Source organism: Sinimarinibacterium arenosum, assembly GCF_005047655.1.
In the GTDB taxonomy this organism is placed as follows: Bacteria; Pseudomonadota; Gammaproteobacteria; order Nevskiales; family Nevskiaceae; genus Solimonas.
In genome coordinates this window covers 192,830-209,773 of sequence record NZ_SUKF01000007.1, presented here as the reverse complement: position 1 = coordinate 209,773, position 16,944 = coordinate 192,830, and the positions used below count along the sequence as shown (strand labels likewise).

13 protein-coding genes are annotated in these 16,944 nt (G+C 64.8%); all 13 read right to left on the bottom strand.

Annotation, left to right across the window (positions count from 1 at the left end; genetic code table 11):
• Positions 1-25: 25 nt before the first annotated feature.
• Positions 26-2,134: an ATP-dependent DNA helicase RecG gene (gene recG / locus E4T66_RS15240; RefSeq protein WP_136849917.1), complete on the bottom strand. Its 2,109-nt coding sequence runs from the start codon at positions 2,132-2,134 to the stop codon at positions 26-28.
• A complete protein-coding gene (locus tag E4T66_RS15235) occupies positions 2,127-2,510 on the bottom strand; it encodes a RidA family protein (protein WP_136849916.1) in 384 nt (127 codons plus the stop codon). The genes recG and E4T66_RS15235 overlap by 8 nt, the downstream gene beginning before the upstream one ends.
• Positions 2,511-2,545: 35 nt before the next feature.
• Positions 2,546-4,714 carry a RelA/SpoT family protein gene (locus E4T66_RS15230; protein WP_136849915.1) on the bottom strand — a complete coding sequence of 723 codons (2,169 nt, stop codon included), beginning with the start codon at positions 4,712-4,714 and terminating at the stop codon, positions 2,546-2,548.
• 109 nt (positions 4,715-4,823) lie between these two features.
• Complete coding sequence (gene rpoZ / locus E4T66_RS15225; RefSeq protein ID WP_136849914.1) at positions 4,824-5,087, bottom strand: DNA-directed RNA polymerase subunit omega; 264 nt, start codon at positions 5,085-5,087, stop codon at positions 4,824-4,826.
• Positions 5,088-5,140: 53 nt separating this feature from the next.
• A complete protein-coding gene (gmk, locus tag E4T66_RS15220) occupies positions 5,141-5,779 on the bottom strand; it encodes a guanylate kinase (protein WP_136849913.1) in 639 nt (212 codons plus the stop codon).
• A gap of 290 nt (positions 5,780-6,069) precedes the next feature.
• Complete coding sequence (locus E4T66_RS15215; protein WP_136849912.1) at positions 6,070-9,309, bottom strand: PAS domain S-box protein; 3,240 nt, start codon at positions 9,307-9,309, stop codon at positions 6,070-6,072.
• Between the two features lie 581 nt (positions 9,310-9,890).
• Positions 9,891-10,757, bottom strand: a complete 867-nt coding sequence (locus tag E4T66_RS15210) for a YicC/YloC family endoribonuclease (RefSeq protein WP_136849911.1) — start codon at positions 10,755-10,757, stop codon at positions 9,891-9,893.
• Positions 10,758-10,830: 73 nt separating this feature from the next.
• Complete coding sequence (locus E4T66_RS15205) at positions 10,831-12,261, bottom strand: amidohydrolase family protein (RefSeq protein ID WP_136849910.1); 1,431 nt, start codon at positions 12,259-12,261, stop codon at positions 10,831-10,833.
• Positions 12,255-13,658, bottom strand: coding sequence for a CoA transferase (locus tag E4T66_RS15200; protein WP_136849909.1), 1,404 nt, complete (start codon positions 13,656-13,658; stop codon positions 12,255-12,257). The genes E4T66_RS15205 and E4T66_RS15200 overlap by 7 nt, the downstream gene beginning before the upstream one ends.
• Complete coding sequence (locus tag E4T66_RS15195) at positions 13,655-14,119, bottom strand: SRPBCC domain-containing protein (RefSeq protein WP_136849908.1); 465 nt, start codon at positions 14,117-14,119, stop codon at positions 13,655-13,657. The genes E4T66_RS15200 and E4T66_RS15195 overlap by 4 nt, the downstream gene beginning before the upstream one ends.
• 66 nt (positions 14,120-14,185) lie before the next feature.
• Positions 14,186-15,688: a class I adenylate-forming enzyme family protein gene (locus tag E4T66_RS15190; protein ID WP_136849907.1), complete on the bottom strand. Its 1,503-nt coding sequence runs from the start codon at positions 15,686-15,688 to the stop codon at positions 14,186-14,188.
• 63 nt (positions 15,689-15,751) lie between these two features.
• On the bottom strand, positions 15,752-16,069 hold the full coding sequence (locus E4T66_RS15185; protein WP_136849906.1) for a hypothetical protein: 318 nt from the start codon (positions 16,067-16,069) through the stop codon (positions 15,752-15,754).
• A gap of 131 nt (positions 16,070-16,200) precedes the next feature.
• Entirely contained in the window at positions 16,201-16,923 is a 723-nt protein-coding gene (locus E4T66_RS15180) for a crotonase/enoyl-CoA hydratase family protein (protein WP_136849905.1), read from the bottom strand.
• Positions 16,924-16,944: the final 21 nt, after the last annotated feature.

Genomic DNA, 16,944 nt, shown 5'->3' with positions numbered 1-16,944 from the left:
GGCGCGTTCCGATGACATCAGACGCTCAAACCTGCGCATAACGTTCCGGATCGCCGACCCAACGCGCGATCAGCGCGCGTGCCAATGCCGGATGCTCGATCAGCCAACGATCCGCCAGGCTTTGCAGCGGTGGAATCAGTGCGGCGTCGCGCATCGGATCGGCCAGCTTCATGCCGATGTCACCGGTCTGGCGCCGGCCCAGCAGTTCCCCCGGACCCCGCAGCTCCAGATCGCGCTGTGCGATCGCGAAGCCGTCCGTGGTCGAGCGCATGGTTTCCAACCGCGCACGCGCGATGTCCCCCATCGGCGGCTGGTACAGCAGCACACACTGGCTGGCCTGCGCGCCACGACCAACGCGGCCGCGCAACTGATGCAGCTGTGCCAGGCCCAGCCGCTCCGCATTTTCGATCACCATGATGCTGGCGTTCGGCACATCGACGCCGACCTCGATGACCGTGGTCGCCACCAGCAACTGCGAGATACCGTCCTTGAACGCACGCATTTGCGCGTCCTTGTCCGCCGACTTCATGCGGCCATGCACCAGACCGACATGTAACGTCGGCAGTTCGTTGCGCAAGCGCGCCGCGGTCGCTTCGGCCGCTTCCGCATCCAGCTCCTCGGACTCCTCGATCAGCGTGCAGACCCAGTAAACCTGGCGCCCGGCGGCGCAGGCTTCGCCGATACGACGCAACACCTCATCGCGGCGCTCATTCGACAACACCACCGTCACCACCGGCGTGCGCCCCGGCGGCAATTCGTCGATCACCGAAACATCCAGATCGGCGTAAACCGTCTGCGCCAGCGTCCGCGGAATCGGCGTCGCCGACATGATCAGCTGGTGCGGCGCGCGTGTACCGCCCTTGTCACGCAGCGCGATGCGCTGCTGCACGCCGAAGCGATGCTGTTCGTCGACCACCGCCAGTGCCAGACGCGAGAACGTCACCTGCTCCTGGAACACTGCGTGGGTCCCGATCACGATTGCCGGCTGATCCGCCGCCAGCTGCGCCAGTACCGCCGCACGCTCGGCCTTCTTCATGCGGTTGGCGAGGAACAGCGGCGTGATGCCCAAAGCGCCGAACCACTGGCTCAGGTTGCGCAGATGCTGCTCCGCCAGCAGCTCGGTCGGCGCCACCAGCGCCGCCTGCAAACCGCTACGGTAGGCGGCCAGCAGCGCGGCCGCAGCGATCACGGTCTTGCCACTGCCGACGTCGCCCTGCACCAACCGCAGCATCGGGTGCTCGCGCTGCAGATCTGCGGCCGTTTCAGCCAGCACGCGCTGCTGCGCCCCGGTGCAGCTGAACGTCAGCACCGACTGCAGTTCGGCCACCGCATCGCCCGCTGCAAGCAGCCGATGCGCAGGATGCGACTTCAGTCGACTGCGCAACAGGCGCATGCCCAGCTGATGCGCCAGCAACTCCTCACGCACCAATCGGCGCTGTGCAGGATGCCGCTGCTCCAGCAGCTGGCGCGCATCTTCATCGCTGTGCGGACGGTGAATCACTTTCAATGCATCAGGTGTCGGCGGTCCATCCAGACCCGGCAGCGCTTGCGCCAGTTCGGCGTCGGTCGCGGCCAGCCGCAGCGCCTGCTCGATCAGTCCGCGCATGCGCTGCTGGGTGATGCCGGTGGTCAACGGATAGATCGGCGTCAGATCGCGTTCAGGCTGCAGAGCCTCGGCGCTGTCCGCGACGCGATACTGCGGGTGCACCATCTCCGGCCCGGCGGTCCCCGCACGCACCGTGCCGAAGACCTGCATCCAGTGCCCTTCGATCAGGTTCTTGCGCTGCGCTTCATTGAAATGGAAGAAGCGCAGACTGAGGCCACCGGTCCCATCGTCGATCACGACGCGTAACACGCGGCGGCGCGCAATCCTGACGTCGGTCGCAACGATCCGCCCCAGCACCAATGCATCCTCATCCGGCCGCAATCGCGCCACGGACTGATGCTTGCGGCGGTCCTCGTAACGCAACGGCAGATGAAACAGCAGATCGCGCACGCGCAAGATACCGAGGCCGCGCAAGCGTTGCGCAACAGCGGGGCCCGCACCCTTCAGGAAGGTCGCTTCGGTATCGAGCGACAGCGCCGGCCGCGCCGCCGGACTTGCGCCGGAGCGCGAACGGCGAAACTCAGTCAAGCACCAGCACGGCGTCAGCTTCCACCCGCGCCCCCTTGGGCAACGCAGCGACGCCAACCGCGGCGCGCGCCGGATACGGCGCCTGGAAGTACTCCGCCATGACTTCGTTGACGGTGGCAAAAAAGGACAGATCGGTCAGATACAGATTGAGCTTGGCAATCTGGGCCAGCGAGCCGCCCGCGGCCTCAGCCACCGCGCGCAAGTTGCGGAATACCTGATGCACTTCGGCCTCGAAGCTGTCGTTGACCATCTGCATCGTTGCCGGATCCAGCGGAATCTGCCCAGACATGTAAACAGTGTTGCCACACCTGACTGCCTGCGAGTACGTGCCAATCGCCGCTGGCGCCTGATCGGTTTGGATAATCGTTCGGCTCATGCTTGAAATTTTTCAGTAGGAGGGAAAAAGCGGGATCAAATGCGGGAGACGCGCTCGACCCAGTCGATGCGCCGAAGGCGCCGGATGACCCGTGCCAGATGCACGCGGTCCTTCACGGTGATGGTGAAACGGGTTTCGGTCGCCTCACCGCTGCCGCGCTCGGGCATCTGCACGTTTTCGATCGACGACTCCGCTGCCGCAATCTCGGCGGTCACCTTGGCCAGCAGACCGCGTTTGTTGATGGCCTGGATATGAATCTCGGCAAGAAAGTCGCCCTGGACTTTGTCCGACCACGCCAGCGGCACCCAGTCCTGCGGACGCCCCTTGGTGTGACTGCGGCACTCAATGCGGTGCACGACAATGCCGCGGCCGACGCTGACATGCCCGCGGATCTCGTCGCCGGGAATCGGATGACAGCACCGTGCGTAGTCCAGCACCAGGCCTTCGGTGCCTTCGATCGCCAGCGCCGGGGCCTGTCCGCCCTCGCGCGCCGCGTCGGAATCGCTCTGCGGCAGAAAGTGCCGAGCCACCAGCGTCGCCATCCGCTGGCCGACGCCGATATCCGCGTACAACTCTTCGATGTCCGCACATTTGTAAGCTGCGAGCACCGGCGCCAGCGCGTCGTCGTCCTTCAGAACGCTGGCGGGAATCGACAGTCCACGCAGCGCGATCTCCAGCAGGCGTCGACCCAGACGCACCGCCTCATCCTCGCGCTGTGCGCGCAGATAGGTGCGGATCGCTGAGCGCGCCTTCGCGGTTTTGACGAAATTGAGCCATGCGGCATTCGGCCGCGCATGCTTGGCCGTGATGATTTCGACCGTCTGGCCGTTGCCAAGCAGCGAATTCAGCGGCTCCAGCGCGCCATCGAGGCGCGCGGCGACGCAGTGATCGCCCAGTTCCGAGTGCACCGCGTAGGCGAAGTCCACCGGCGTCGCGCCACGCGGCAAGCGGCGGATATCGCCCTTGGGCGTGAATACGTAGACCTCGTCCGGGAACAGGTCGACCTTGACGTTCTCGATGAAGTCCATCGGACTGCTCGAGCCGTAATCGTCGAACAGGCTGGACACCCATTCACGCGCACGCACCTGCGGCGCCACTCCACCGTCGCGTGAGCCGGCCTTGTACTGCCAGTGCGCGGCGATACCGCTTTCAGCGACGTGATGCATGTCGCGGGTGCGGATCTGCACTTCGATCTTGTGGCCCTGCGGGCCGACGCAGGACGTGTGCAGCGACTGGTATCCGTTGGACTTGGCGTTGGCGACGTAGTCGTCGAATTCGCCCGGCACCGGCTTGTAGACGTGATGCACCACACCGAGCGCGCGATAGCAGTCGTCGACCTTGGACACGATCACACGGAAGCCAAGCACGTCCATCACCTTGAGCAGCTTCAGCTTCTTGCGCCGCATCTTCTGGTAGATGCTGTACAGATTCTTCTGCCGTCCGACCACGGAGGCGCCGATGCCCTCCTCGCGCAAGGTCATCGACAGCTTCTGCTCGACCTCGCGAATCAGCTTGCGGGTATCGCCGAGCTGTTCGTCGACTGCCTGCTGCAACACGCGGTGACGCTGCGGGTACAGATAGGCGAAGGCCAGATCCTCCAGCTCGGTGCGGATGATGTAGATCCCCAGGCGCTGTGCGATCGGCGCGTAGATCTCCAGAGTCTCGCGCGCGATGCGGCGGCGCTTGTCCGATGCCATGTGATCGAGCGTCCGCATGTTGTGCAGACGATCCGCCAGCTTGACCAGAATCACGCGCAGATCACGCGTCATCGCCAGCAACAGCTTGCGGAAGCTCTCCGCCTGCATCTCGATGCGCGAACGGCCCTCGATCTTGTCAATCTTGCTGACGCCATCGACCAGCTCGGCGACTTCCCCGCCGAACTCCAGCGCCAGCGATTCCTTGGAAATGCCGGTGTCTTCGATGACGTCGTGCAGGATCGCCGCGATCAGCGTCGTGTGATCCAGCCGCATCTCGGCCAGAGTCCGCGCCACCGCGAGCGGGTGGTAGACATAGGGTTCACCGGACTTGCGGCGCTGCCCGTCATGGACGCTGGTGGCGAACTCGGCGGCCCGCCGGACTTCCGCGACCTGGTTATCCGGCAGATAACTTTCGATCACCCGGCATAAGGCGTCGATGCCAAACGCGCGCTCGACCCGCTGGGTGCGGATCGCGTTGCTCAGGCGCTGAATGACGGACATTTCCATGTCTGAAGTATATGGGGACGATTGCCCGGCGGCGCAGCCCGGCGGCAACAAAATCGGCGGGCACAAAAAAACCCGCCATTCGGCGGGCTTTTTGATGGATTCCGGCGTCTCAGGCGTCGAACGACGGATCCAGCGCTTCGAGTTCCATCTTCGGCTGCTGGATTGCCGGCAGGTCGATCTCTTCAAGCACCGTGCGGCTGACATGGCCTTCAGCGATCTCGCGCAGCGACAGCACCGTTGACTTGTGGTTGCCCCAGGGCAGATGCGCCTCGGCACCACGGGCCAGCTGGCGTGCGCGCTTGGCGGCGACCAGGGTCAGATCGAACTGATTCGGGATCTTGTCGAGGCAGTCTTCAACGGTAATGCGAGCCATGATTCACCACGGGTACGGCAGAAAATGGGTCGGTATTCTAGTGGATTGTCCACTCATGCGCCAGCCGGCCCGAGCAGGGCGTCGATCAGGCCCGCCAGCGCCGCCTGTTGCGGCACGCGTGCCAGTCTTGACGCCACGAATACCGCCGTCAGCTGCTCCAGAGCCCGTTCGAACACATCATTGACGACAACAAAGTCGTATTCGTCGTAGTGCGACATTTCCTGCCGCGCCTCGCGCATCCGCCGGGCGATGGTCTCTTCGTCATCCTGACTGCGACCACGCAGCCTCCGCTCCAGCTCTTCCAGAGACGGCGGCAGGATGAACACCGACCGCACCTCAGGCAGTCGCTGACGCACCTGCCGCGCACCCTGCCAGTCGATATCCAGGATCACGTCCTGGCCCTGTGCCAGAAGTTCCTCGGTACGCTGACGCCCGGTCCCGTAGCGGCGACCGAAAACCTCGGCGTGCTCCAGCAGCTGGCCGGCGTCGATCATGCGCAGAAATTCAGCATCGTCAACAAAGTGATAGTGCGTGCCGTCGGTCTCGCCGCTGCGTGGTGCACGCGTGGTGTAGGACACCGAAATGGTCGCGGCAATCCCGCGCTCGGCCAGACACGGCAGCAGCGCGCGCGTCAGGCTGGTCTTGCCGCCGCCGCTGGGCGCCGAAACGATGATCAGATTGCCGTGTGTCATCTCTGTTCGCTGTTGTACAGTCCGCATTCACAGGGCTGCGTACGCAGACCGTGCGTTCCCACCAGGCGCGCCGACCTACTCGATGTGATGCGCCTGATCGTAGATAGACAGCGAGCGGCCATTATATAAACACACCGGTGTCGCTACACCGTCGACCATGGGCTCCGGGCCAGGGAATGCCCTGCACGGAACGCACGGCGATTGCGAAGACGTTCCCTCTGGCGTCGCCGCATGGCGTGCGCACGCTGAATCACCCTGAAGACCACAGCACCTTTGCGCGGCCGCACCACTCAGATTGAACCCGAGTCCGCGCGGTCGATTTGAAACCCGCGCTGACGAAACAATTTCAAACAGGCATCGGCGACCGCCTCATCAAACAAGGTCCCGCGTCCCTTCTCAATTTCCACAAGCGCTTCGTCAATGCCCTGCGCCGCCCGGTACGGCCGGTGAGACGCCATCGATTCCACTACATCCGCAACTGCGAGTATTTTCGCTTCAAGCAGGATGTCGTCACCGCTCAAGCCCCGCGGATAGCCGCTGCCATCGATCCGCTCATGATGCTGTCGAATAATCTCTGCGATGGGCCAGGGGAAGTCAATCTTGTGCAACAGGCTGAAGCCGGCTTCGGCATGCCCCTTGACCAGTTCATATTCCAGTGGGGTCAGCCGGGCCGGCTTGGCCAGAATTTCGGCGGGAATGCTGATCTTGCCGATGTCATGGATGCTTGCGGCCAGACGCAGGCCCTTGATGCGATCCTCCGACAAACCCAGTTCCGCAGCCACTGCCACCGCGATGTCGGCAACTCTGCGCTGATGCCCGGCCGTGTAGGGATCACGCAATTCGACCGTGTGCGCCAGCGACTCCACGGTGGCATCCAGACTCCGCGCCAGACGCCGCAGCCCCTGTTCGTGAGCCGATTGCGTGCGCAACGAGGCAATGCCGTATGCCAGATCGCCGCACATTTCGATCAATAACGCACGTTCATCGGGATCAAACGCATCGGCTTCAGCGGCGTAAATCATCAGCGCGCCGAAAACCTTCCCATCCGGCATCGTCAGTGGCAATGTCAGGCTGGACCGGTACCCGTGCCTGAGCGCCCGCTCTCGCCACGGGTCCATCGTCGGGTCGCTCGCAATATCCAGAGCCACCTGAGGTTCGCCCGATCGAATGCATCGTCCGGTCGGCCCCCGGCCATTCTCATCGTCCGCCCAGGTGATCTCAGCCCGCTCGACATAGTCGGCACCCTCTCCGGCCCATCCGACTGGCCGTACCGGCTTGCCGGGTGCGTCTTCTGCATAGCCGACCCAGGCCATCCGATAGCCGCCCTTCTCAACCACGACCTCGCACATGCGCTGCACGATGTCTTGCTCGCTCGTCGCATGCACCACCACGGCGTTGCCGGCACTGAGCGTCAGCAGAGCGCGATTCACGCGTTGCAGCCGTGCTTCATGCAGCCTGAGCTCGGTCAAATCGCGCGTCGATACGATGTAGTACTCCCGGTCGAGCGTCACCTTTTTCAGATTGATCTCGACCGGGTAGGACGAGCCATCCTTGCGCAGATGGACCGTCTCGAGCTTGAGGCTTCCCGTCTGCTCAATCGTTGCGACAAATTGACGCTGGGAGGCCTCTGTCAGATTGGGATCAATTTCGAACACCGTCTTGGCCAGCATTTCCTCGCGGCTGTAGCCCAGCGCGCGGCAGGTCGTCTGATTGACGTCCAGAAAACGCATGCTGCCGGGCTCGACCACTTCGATCCCCGTCTCCGCCTGATCGACCAGTGCGCGGAACAACTTGAGATTTTCCTGCCCCCGTTTCTGCTCCGTAACATCCATATAGATGCCGAGCACGCCAGTGACCTGCCCAGCCGCGTCGCGTAGCGGCACCTTGCTGGTCAGCAACGTCATGACGTCGCCTGCGGGTGTCGTTTGTGGCTCCTCAAGCAGCAGCTTGGCCTGTCCGCTGTCAATTACCGCGCGATCGTCGGCGCGATACAGCTCGACTTGGTCATGCCAAGGCATGTCGTCATCGGTCTTGCCCACCAGCTCTTTCGGTTCAGCAAAACCCGCGTCCTGGGCAAATCGGGCGTTGCACCCGAGATAGACGAGCTCCCGATCTTTCCAGAACACCCGCACCGGTATCGCATTCAGGATGCCCTCGAGCAATTGATGCGACTCGCTGAGCTGCTGGTTCGCCCGCTTGCGCTCACTGATATCCATGACCACGCCTTGAAAGAAGACCGGCGCACCCTCCGGATCACGCTCCACAACAGTTCGGTCATCAACCCAGATCACCTCGCCCGAGGCTTTGAGAATGCGATATTCCTGTGCAAACTGCGTCGCTCCGCTGGCCACGTGGCCAGCGACTTCACCCGCGATACGCTCAAGATCTTCCGGGTGAACGAGTTCTGCGAACGGCTTGTCACCAGACAACAGCACATCGGGTTCATAACCCCACTGTCGTACGTTGTCGGAGACATATTCGACCGGCCAACCCTCGATCGCCCGCCACCGGAACAGCACGGTCGAACTGCGTTCGATCACCGCATTGGCTAGTCGCAAATTGTGCTCGGCCTGTTTGCGCCAGGTCACGTCATGCAGCGTGACCACGATGCCGTGGATCCCTGCGGTATCCATCTGGCTACTCGACACCGCTTCCACGGTCAGCCAGGAACCATCCTGATGCCGCAAGCGTTGCTCCTTGCGGATGGTCTTGCCGGGTGCGCCCAGAATTTCAGCGAAATCCGCAGCAACAAACTCACGCTCGTCCGGGTGACTGTAATCGAGGAAATGCGTCCCAACCAATTGTTGTGGCGCATATCCGGCGATCGCCAACACCGCCTGGCTGACGAAACTGATCGTCCCGTCCGCCGTAACGATTGCGATGACATCCGAAGCATTTTCAATCAGCTTGCGCAGCCGCCGCTCGCTGGCTTCCAGCGCCAACGACGCGCGGCGATATTCAGTGATGTCCGCACCCAGACTGGCCTCTCCGACCACGGCGCCATCCAGCCCGCGCAGCACAACGTTGTCCCATCGGATCAAACGCCGCGAGCCGTCGCGCACCAGAATCTCGTTTTCGTGATGCAAGGCATCGGGCTCGCCGGCCAACAGTGAATTGTGCACGCCGTTCACCTCGCCCCGGGCCTCGGGCGGCACAAACCGATCAAACCAGTTGACCCCGATGACGTCGTCGCGATGCCAGCCTACAAGCTTGAGAAAATAGTCGTTGCAGTAGGTGACGCGACCGGCGACGTCGAGCATCACAGCCGCCAGCTGGACGTTTCCCAACATGCTGGCCTGACGCCGCTCGCTCTCCTGCAAGGCTTTTTTGAGCCGACGAAGCCCGCTGACATCCTGAGCATCGGTCGAAACATCGACTGCATGCCCTGCAGCATCCCGGTCGACGATACGTGCAAGCTGGTCCAGCGCAGCCTCGGCCTGCTTCAACCGGGCGCGCAGAGCGCGCACTTCATCCGTCGCGCGCTCAGGCTCCGACTCGGGCCGTCCCGCTTCTGGCACGCTATCGGTCACGACAGGAAGCGACGCCACGTTCGTAGCGCGGCGATTGCCTAAGTTCAGCTGACATTCGGATCACACCGAAGCCGAGGATGCGAACCGGCCACCGCGCTGCCTCGGGTGATGAAATCAGATCCGGCGAGCCCCCTGGACAGTTGGGCAACTCTGTCACTCGAGGCGGTGTCCTGCGCAATGCGTCCACTCTGCGTTCCTCCCGTTGGCTCCTGCATCTAGGCCAACTCTTGTTGACTCTACAGTAGGCCTGATTCGGGCGGCACGCAAAAGGCGGTGGGCTGCGGCGATTGAGCCACGCTCATTGATCCCCACGTGAAGACGCGGGGCCGCAATGAAAATGAAGTCCCTTCTCCGGACTTCTCGCACGGTCCTGGCATCTTGCCGCGGACCATGATGTCTATGCCGCAATGCGCGCCGGCTAGTAGCTCGTTGCGGTCGGAACAGCCCGCATTCACCGCGGCGGCGCCACACAACCGCATTGATCCGGGGAGGCGATCAACTGCCCCCAATTCGGCCGCGACAACAAGTGTCTGTTCGATATCCGCGAAGCTTCCTGAGCTCTGCTGAAGCCCGCGGAATCGCTACTCGATGTTTTGCACCTGCTCGCGCATCTGTTCGATCAACACCTTCATGTCGACCGCGCAGCGCGTCATGTCGGCGTCCTGTGACTTCGACGAGGTGGTGTTGGCCTCTCGATTCAGCTCCTGCATCAGGAAATCGAGCTTGCGGCCGATCGGTTCCTTGCGCTTGATCGCCTGCGCGACTTCCTGCAAGTGGCTTTCGAGTCGCGACATCTCTTCTTCGACGTCGAGCCGCTGTGCCGCCAGCGCCAGCTCCTGTGCCAGACGTGCGGGTTCAACTTCAACGCCCAGATCGGCACAGCGCTGACGCAACCGCTCCAGCCACTGATCGCGTACCAGCGGATAACGCGTGCGCACGTCGGCCACCAGCACCTGCAAAGTGTCGCAGCGCTCGCGCAGGAACTGCGCCAGCCGTTCGCCTTCGCTGGCGCGGGCGCGATTGAACTCGTCCAGCGCCTGTGCAAACAGCGCCTTCGCCTCACCGATCAGCGGCGCCAGATCGGAACGCTCCTCGCGCACGACGCCGGGAAATCCGAGCACGCGCATCGGCTCCGGCGCGGTGGTGGCACCCAGTTGCTCGGCGACGAAATCCAGCGCGGTGCGCAGCTGCGCCAGACGTTGGGCATCAACAGCGATCTGTTCGCCCACCGCGATCTCACGCTGATAGCGCAAAGTGCATTCGACCTTGCCCCGCGAAACCTGCGCGCCGATCGCAGTACGCAGATCCGGCTCCAGCACGCGGAATTCTTCCGGCAATTTGAACTGCGCATCGAGATAGCGGTGATTGACCGCGCGGATCTCCCAGCTCAGCCGGCCGTTCTCACCGGTGGTTTCCACCCGGGCATACCCGGTCATGCTCTTGATCATCGAACCAGCTCCATAGGGGCGAGCATTGTACTGGCCCCGCCACGATGGCCGCAGGCGCGGACTGGAGCCGTCCCTAGAGCGGCGCTTCAAACCCGCGCTGGAACGTCCGCTGTGGTCGCGCAGTGCCAGCGGCGATTGAATCCGCCAATGCCGCCCAGGGCTGCGCCATCAGGCAGAGGTCCGCCGGGGCACCGACTGCGACACGGCGCGGGAGCCCGGGAGTCTCTGCGCGGCCAAGCCAGCCCTGTACCGCCTGCTGCGCGCTCAGCGCCTCAGCCGACCCCAGCACGTGTCCGGCACGGGTGCGCCGCGCCATTGCGGCGGCCATCGCCGCCCACGGGTCTGGCGCACCGTACGGTGCGTCGCTGCTGGCCGCCAGCGGGACACCGGCATCCAGCCACGCACGCAAGCGGTACAGCCAGGGCTGGTCCTCGGCTGCAACCTCCCGCAGGTAAACGTCTCCCCGTTCTGTCACCAGCAACGGCTGCGTCACCACGGTGAGGCCCAGCGCCGCGATCTGCGCGACCAGCTCCGGCGGCGCGACCGAGGCGTGCTCGATGCGATCACCATCCCTGCTGCCGGCAGCCTGCAGCGCCGCGAGTGCGAAAGTCAGATCGACACGGCTGACACAGTGAAACGCGACGTTGCGCCCTGCTGCGTGGGCTTGCCGGATCTGTGCACACAGCCCGTCGAAATCCGGCAAGGCATGGTCGTGCAGATGAACCTTGTACGCGCCACGCCGCAGCTGGCGCCCGCCGCATTCGGTGTCGCACACACTGTCCAGCCCGACGCCCCCCATCACGCAGACATCCTGCAGCAGCTCGCCTCTGGCCTGCGCCGCGCCGAACGCACGAAAGCTTTCGGCGTCGTTGTCATGGCTGGTGTCGGTCAGCGCGGTCACGCCCAGTACCCACAGCTGGCGGCTCAGCGCGGCGAGGCTCGGCCGCTGCGCCGGCAAGCGCGCACGCAGCCAAGCGTCGGCATCGTAAAGCCGGCCCGTCGCGCGACCGTCGACGCGCTCCAGCGGGTCATCGCCCGCCGTCTCCGGATCGACATCGAGCTGCCGAAGCGCCGCGGTATTCAGCAGCCACAGACGCCCGCTGCGATGCTGGATCCGTGCCGGACGTTGCGGCAACACCTGATCCAGCCAGACGCGATCCAGCACCAGACCGCTCTCGGCCATCACCGCATCATGAAAACCGACACCGCGCAGCCACTCGCCCGTCGCGAGTTCGGCATCGCGGCGGCGCAGCGCTGCAGCCAGTGCTGCGGCATCGGCGCACTCCGGCGGGCCGCAGCGCACCGACGCAACGGCGGCAGCGGTGGCATACAGATGAATGTGGTGATCGTGCAGACTCGGCAGCAGCGTGCAGCCGCCGGCGTCAATCACCGTCTCGCCCGCCTGAGGTGACAGATGCGCAGCCAGTTCAGTAATGCGGCCTGAGGTGATGCGCAGATCGGCGATGCGCGCTCCGAAGTCGAGTTCGGCGGCGCGAATCAGCATGCAACGCCCCAGTCGCGCAACACAGCATCGGTGTCGGCGCCCAGCATTGCAGCCGCACCTTCAGCGACGCGCGCCTGTGGCACAGCGACGGCGACTTCACCCGCCCGCAACAGCGACTGCGCTTCATCGACGCGCTGACGCCAGACCTGCGTGCGTTCACGCAAGCTTGTCCCGGCAACGAGGTCGGCGGCGATGCAATGGCGCACGACGTCTGTCAAAGCGATCGACAACAATCCCGCACCGCCCTGGCGGAAGCCGGCCCAGGCGGCCAGTGCGGCATGCAGGCCCGTGAGCGGATCGGCGATGGCATCGCCAACGATGACGCGCTGACCAAAGACTTCAAACATCATCCGCGACAAACCCGCGGCGACACCCGCGTCATCGCCGTAGGCGATCCACTGCGCCATCGGCTCGGCGCGGCCGTAGCCATTGATCGAAATCCAGCTCAGCGCCGGATGCGCCTGCACCATCGCTTCGGCGTCGATGCCGAGCTGACGCAGCGCCCGCGGCCGCGAGGCTTCAATGACAATGTCGGCCCGCGCCAGCAGCGCCTGCAACTGACGCCGACCCTGCGCAGTGGAAAAATCCAGCGCGACGCTGCGCTTGCCGGCGTTGAGCAGATCGAAGAACGCCGGCGGCCCGCGGCGCGCGCCGTCCGGCCGCGACAGACTTTCAACCTTGACGACGTCAGCGCCACAGCGTTGCAGCAGGTGACTGCATAGTGGGCCAGCCCACAGCGACGACAGATCGACCACGCGCGGCGCACGGCGCGGCAACGCGGCCGCGCCGGAGTAGCCACGCCCCGCCACGCGCTGAACCCACGGCACGGGGCGTGAGCTCGGCGGCGCCATGGGACACACCGCCAGGCCCAGCTCGCGCCCGTCCTCAACCAGCGCCTGCATGGTGCGCCCACGGACATTCGCAGCCAGTGCACCCCAGTTACCTGCGCCAATGTCGGAACCATCCCGCAGCCAGGCGGGCAGCAACTCCCAGTCGTCATCGCGGGTCAGGCTCAGCGCGATCGCACCATCGGCGGTTTGCAGCAGATGACAGCTGCCGCCGGGTGAAACGCTTCCGGCGCGGACATGGCCCGCGATCGCCGCACGCTCGGTGAGCAGATTCGCACCGCGCAGTCCGTCCAACGCCCCCATCGGCGCCAGCGCCGCCAGGGCAGCCAGTGCACCGTCGGCACAGGCGGCCAGCGGCGCCGGACAGGGCAGCGGCGCCCCATCGGCCGGGCCGGTCAGCGCCATCAGACCGCAGCGCGCCGCGCTCAGCGCCGGATGTTCGGCTGCGAGCTCAACGGTGATCGATGGGTATCCGACCGCTTCGAGCAGTCGCCGCGCATACACCGCGCCGATCCCGGCGCGGTCGGGTTCCTGATCGGCAGCGCTCAAGCCGCCGCGCTGGCCTGGCGCTGGGCCCACAGTGATTCGGCACGGTCCTTGATCGCCGCGCTCATGCTGGCGAAGCCGGCTTCCAGCTTGCTGCGAAACAGTCCGAGCACGACAAATTTCATCCAGCCTTTCAGATGAAAGTAGGAGCGATAGCGTGACGTTGCCACACCGGTGGATTCAATCTCGTGCGAGCGGAAACTCGACAGCGCGCCCGCCGGCACCGGCTGCATGCGATACGAGAACCCCCGCCCCGGTTCGCAGCTGATCATCCACTCGCGCTGCTGCTGTGGCTTGACCATCAGCTTGACCTTCATGTCGATCGGGTCACCGGGCACCAGGGTCGAGCGGCATTCCAGGCAGAACGGATTCCACTGCGGGTAGCGCGGCAGATCGGAGATCACTTCCCAGACCACGGCAGCCGGAGCGTTGATATCCAGCGTTTTTTCAATCACGAACGGCATGGCAAGTCATCCGGAGAAGGCTGCGCAGCACGCAGCGATAAGAGAGCTCAGAAACCGATGCAGAACCTAGGTCGCCGCGAATTCCTGGCGCACCACGCGACGCAGCAGCTTGCCGGTCTCGCTGTACGGCAGCGCATCCTTGAACACGATCGCCTGCGGCACACGCGACGATCGCAGCTTTCCCCTCACCAGCGTCTGCAGTTCTTCGACGCTGGCGCTGGCGCCGTCCTTGAGCACCACCGCGGCAGCCACGGCTTCGCCCCACTGCTCGTCCGGCATCGCCACGCAGGCAACGTCGGCAACGGCCGGATGCGTCAGCAGCACGTCCTCGATTTCGCCCGGCGAGATGTTCTCGCCACCACGCACGATGACATCGTCGGCCCGGCCTTCCAGATACAGGTAGCCATCACGGTCGAGCCAGCCGCGATCCCGCGTCGGGAACCAGCCCTCGCTGTCGAGCTGGCTGCCCTGCTGCTTGTACTCACCGGAGACCTGCGGTCCGCGCACGAAAACATAGCCCGGGACGTCGACGCCCACCGGGCGATCGTCGTCGTCGCGGATCTGGATTTCGACCGCGCCGGTCGCACGACCGACCGACCCCAGACGCTTCTGCACATACGGATCGCTGCTCGCCGCGGCCTCGCGGTGATCGTCCGGGCCGAGCACGGCGACGGTCGAGCTGGTCTCGGTCAGACCGTAGGCATTGGTGAAATCTACGTTCGGGAATAGCTGCATCGCGCGCGCGATCGTCGTCTGCGGCATCTTGCCACCGCCATAGGCCAGCGCACGCAAGGCCGGCAGTTCCGGTTTCGTCCCGCTCGCGTCCAGATGCTCCACGATCCGCTGCAGCATCGTCGGAACGAGGAAGGCATTCGACACGCGCTCCTGCGCACACAGCCGCAGCCATTCGGCGGCGTCGAAATTCGGCATCTGCACGACACGGCGGCAGGCGTAGGTCGACGACAGCACCGAGGAGATGCCGGCGATGTGGTACGGCGGCACCGTGACCAGGATCGCGTCGTCCTCGTCGGCGGCGGCGAACTCGACCGTGCCGACGATGTACGACATCAGGTTCTCGTGGCGCAGGATCGCCGCCTTCGGCTTGCCGGTGGTGCCGCTGGTGAACAGCTGCACCGCGACCGCACGCGGATCGTCGCCGACTTCCGGCGGCGGCGCATCTTCAGGGGCCTGTTCGGCCAGCACTTCGCTGCGATCGACCACGGTCATGTCATCCCGCGGCTGGATCTTCGCGCGCAGTTCGGCGCTGGTGATCAGATAGGCCGGCGACGCACGCTCGATCAGCTCGTTGATCTCGGTCGGCGTCAGCCGGTAGTTCAGCGGCACGTAGGGCACGTCGGCATAGGCCGCCGCGAACACGGCGACTGTCGCCGCCGGGCTGTTGACGTCGAGCAGCACCAGATACTGCGCGCCGCTGGCCTTGATCCGCTGCGCCGCGGCATACGCCGTTTCGCGCAATTCGGTGTAGCTCATGCGCTCGTCACCGCAGACGACGCCGATGCGGTCACCGAACGCCTCGGCTGCCATGTCGAGAATGGTGGAAATATTCATGCTGGGTCTCTGGAAGTTCTCACCGCGGGCATGCCCGACACCCGCGGCGAGACGAACGCGGTCTCAGTCCGACGACGGCAGCTGCTTGGCCTGCTTGACCTCAAGCGCGGTGCCGTTCAGCGACAACGTGCCCTTGCCACCCTTCGTGCACAGCAGTTCCAGCGACTCGTCCTCGTTGACGTAGCGCTTGCCGATCAGGGTCTCGCCGCTGTCAGCAGCGTCCATCTGCACGCCTTCGGGCGCGGTCTCGCTGCCGCCAAGCATCGGCACGCCGCCGCAACCGAGCGCGTGTTCACCGGCCGGAGCCTTGATCACCATGATCTGCACGTCGCTGACCGCGCTCTTGAACCGCCCACCCGCCTTGAGTGCTGTGTTTGCCATTGTTTCTCCGCAAGCTCACTTGAATACCGGGCGGACTGTACCGGATTGGCACGGGCGTTCACCCCGTCCACTTGCGTGAGTTCGCCCGGAATCGACGCAAACGGCAGGGTCGCCCGGCAGCCCCGTATCCGTTAGCGCGGCCGCCGCCCGCGCAGACCCATCATCGCGGCATCCTTGATGTCCAGCGCGACGCTGCGATGGATGTGTCCGGTCAGCGCTGCGCGGATGCGCCGTTTCGAGGCCGCATGCGCCGCCATGTCGAGCTTGGCGAACTCGCGCGCACACGCCATTGCCCGCGTCATCAGCGCGTCCGGTGCGACCAGTTCGTCGAAAAAGCCGGCCTGCACAGCGGACTCGGGCGGGAAATACTCCGACAGCGTCACCGCGCGCTGGAACGCCGCCGGCGTCAGCCGGTGCTGCAGCATCGCTGCCGCCACCCGCGGCATGGTCAGACCCAGTGCGACCTCATTGGCCGAGATCCTGAAATCGCCGCGGCTGCCAACGATGTAATCGGACGACAGCATCAGGAAGACGCCCATGGCCAGGACGTGCCCATTGCAGGCCGCGATGACGGGATACGGATGGTTCAGCACCCGTGCCGTGATCGAGTACCCGGCGTGCAGCATGCGCAGCGCGCTGAGCCCACCGGACTTCATCACCTTGAGATCGAAGCCGGCGGAGAACACCTCGTCGCGTCCGGTCAGGATGACGATGGCGCGGTCACGCTCGGCCCGGTCCAGCGCGCCGTTGAGCGCCTTGAACATCGTCGGGGACAGGGCATTGCGCTTGCCGTCGTCCATGCGGATGACGGCGATGCCCTGATCCAGTTCGTACTGCACGGATGAAGCGGTCATGGTGACTTCCCGACACTGACA

Excerpts from the sequence above, each read along its gene's own strand:
- E4T66_RS15235 (WP_136849916.1), bottom strand. The coding sequence starts at position 2,510 with ATGAGCCGAACGATTATCCAAACCGATCAGGCGCCAGCGGCGATTGGC.
- E4T66_RS15230 (WP_136849915.1), bottom strand. The coding sequence starts at position 4,714 with ATGGAAATGTCCGTCATTCAGCGCCTGAGCAACGCGATCCGCACCCAG.
- rpoZ (WP_136849914.1), bottom strand. The coding sequence starts at position 5,087 with ATGGCTCGCATTACCGTTGAAGACTGCCTCGACAAGATCCCGAATCAG.
- gmk (WP_136849913.1), bottom strand. The coding sequence starts at position 5,779 with ATGACACACGGCAATCTGATCATCGTTTCGGCGCCCAGCGGCGGCGGC.
- E4T66_RS15210 (WP_136849911.1), bottom strand. The coding sequence starts at position 10,757 with ATGATCAAGAGCATGACCGGGTATGCCCGGGTGGAAACCACCGGTGAG.
- E4T66_RS15205 (WP_136849910.1), bottom strand. The coding sequence starts at position 12,261 with ATGCTGATTCGCGCCGCCGAACTCGACTTCGGAGCGCGCATCGCCGAT.
- E4T66_RS15195 (WP_136849908.1), bottom strand. The coding sequence starts at position 14,119 with ATGCCGTTCGTGATTGAAAAAACGCTGGATATCAACGCTCCGGCTGCC.
- E4T66_RS15190 (WP_136849907.1), bottom strand. The coding sequence starts at position 15,688 with ATGAATATTTCCACCATTCTCGACATGGCAGCCGAGGCGTTCGGTGAC.
- E4T66_RS15185 (WP_136849906.1), bottom strand. The coding sequence starts at position 16,069 with ATGGCAAACACAGCACTCAAGGCGGGTGGGCGGTTCAAGAGCGCGGTC.
- E4T66_RS15180 (WP_136849905.1), bottom strand. The coding sequence starts at position 16,923 with ATGACCGCTTCATCCGTGCAGTACGAACTGGATCAGGGCATCGCCGTC.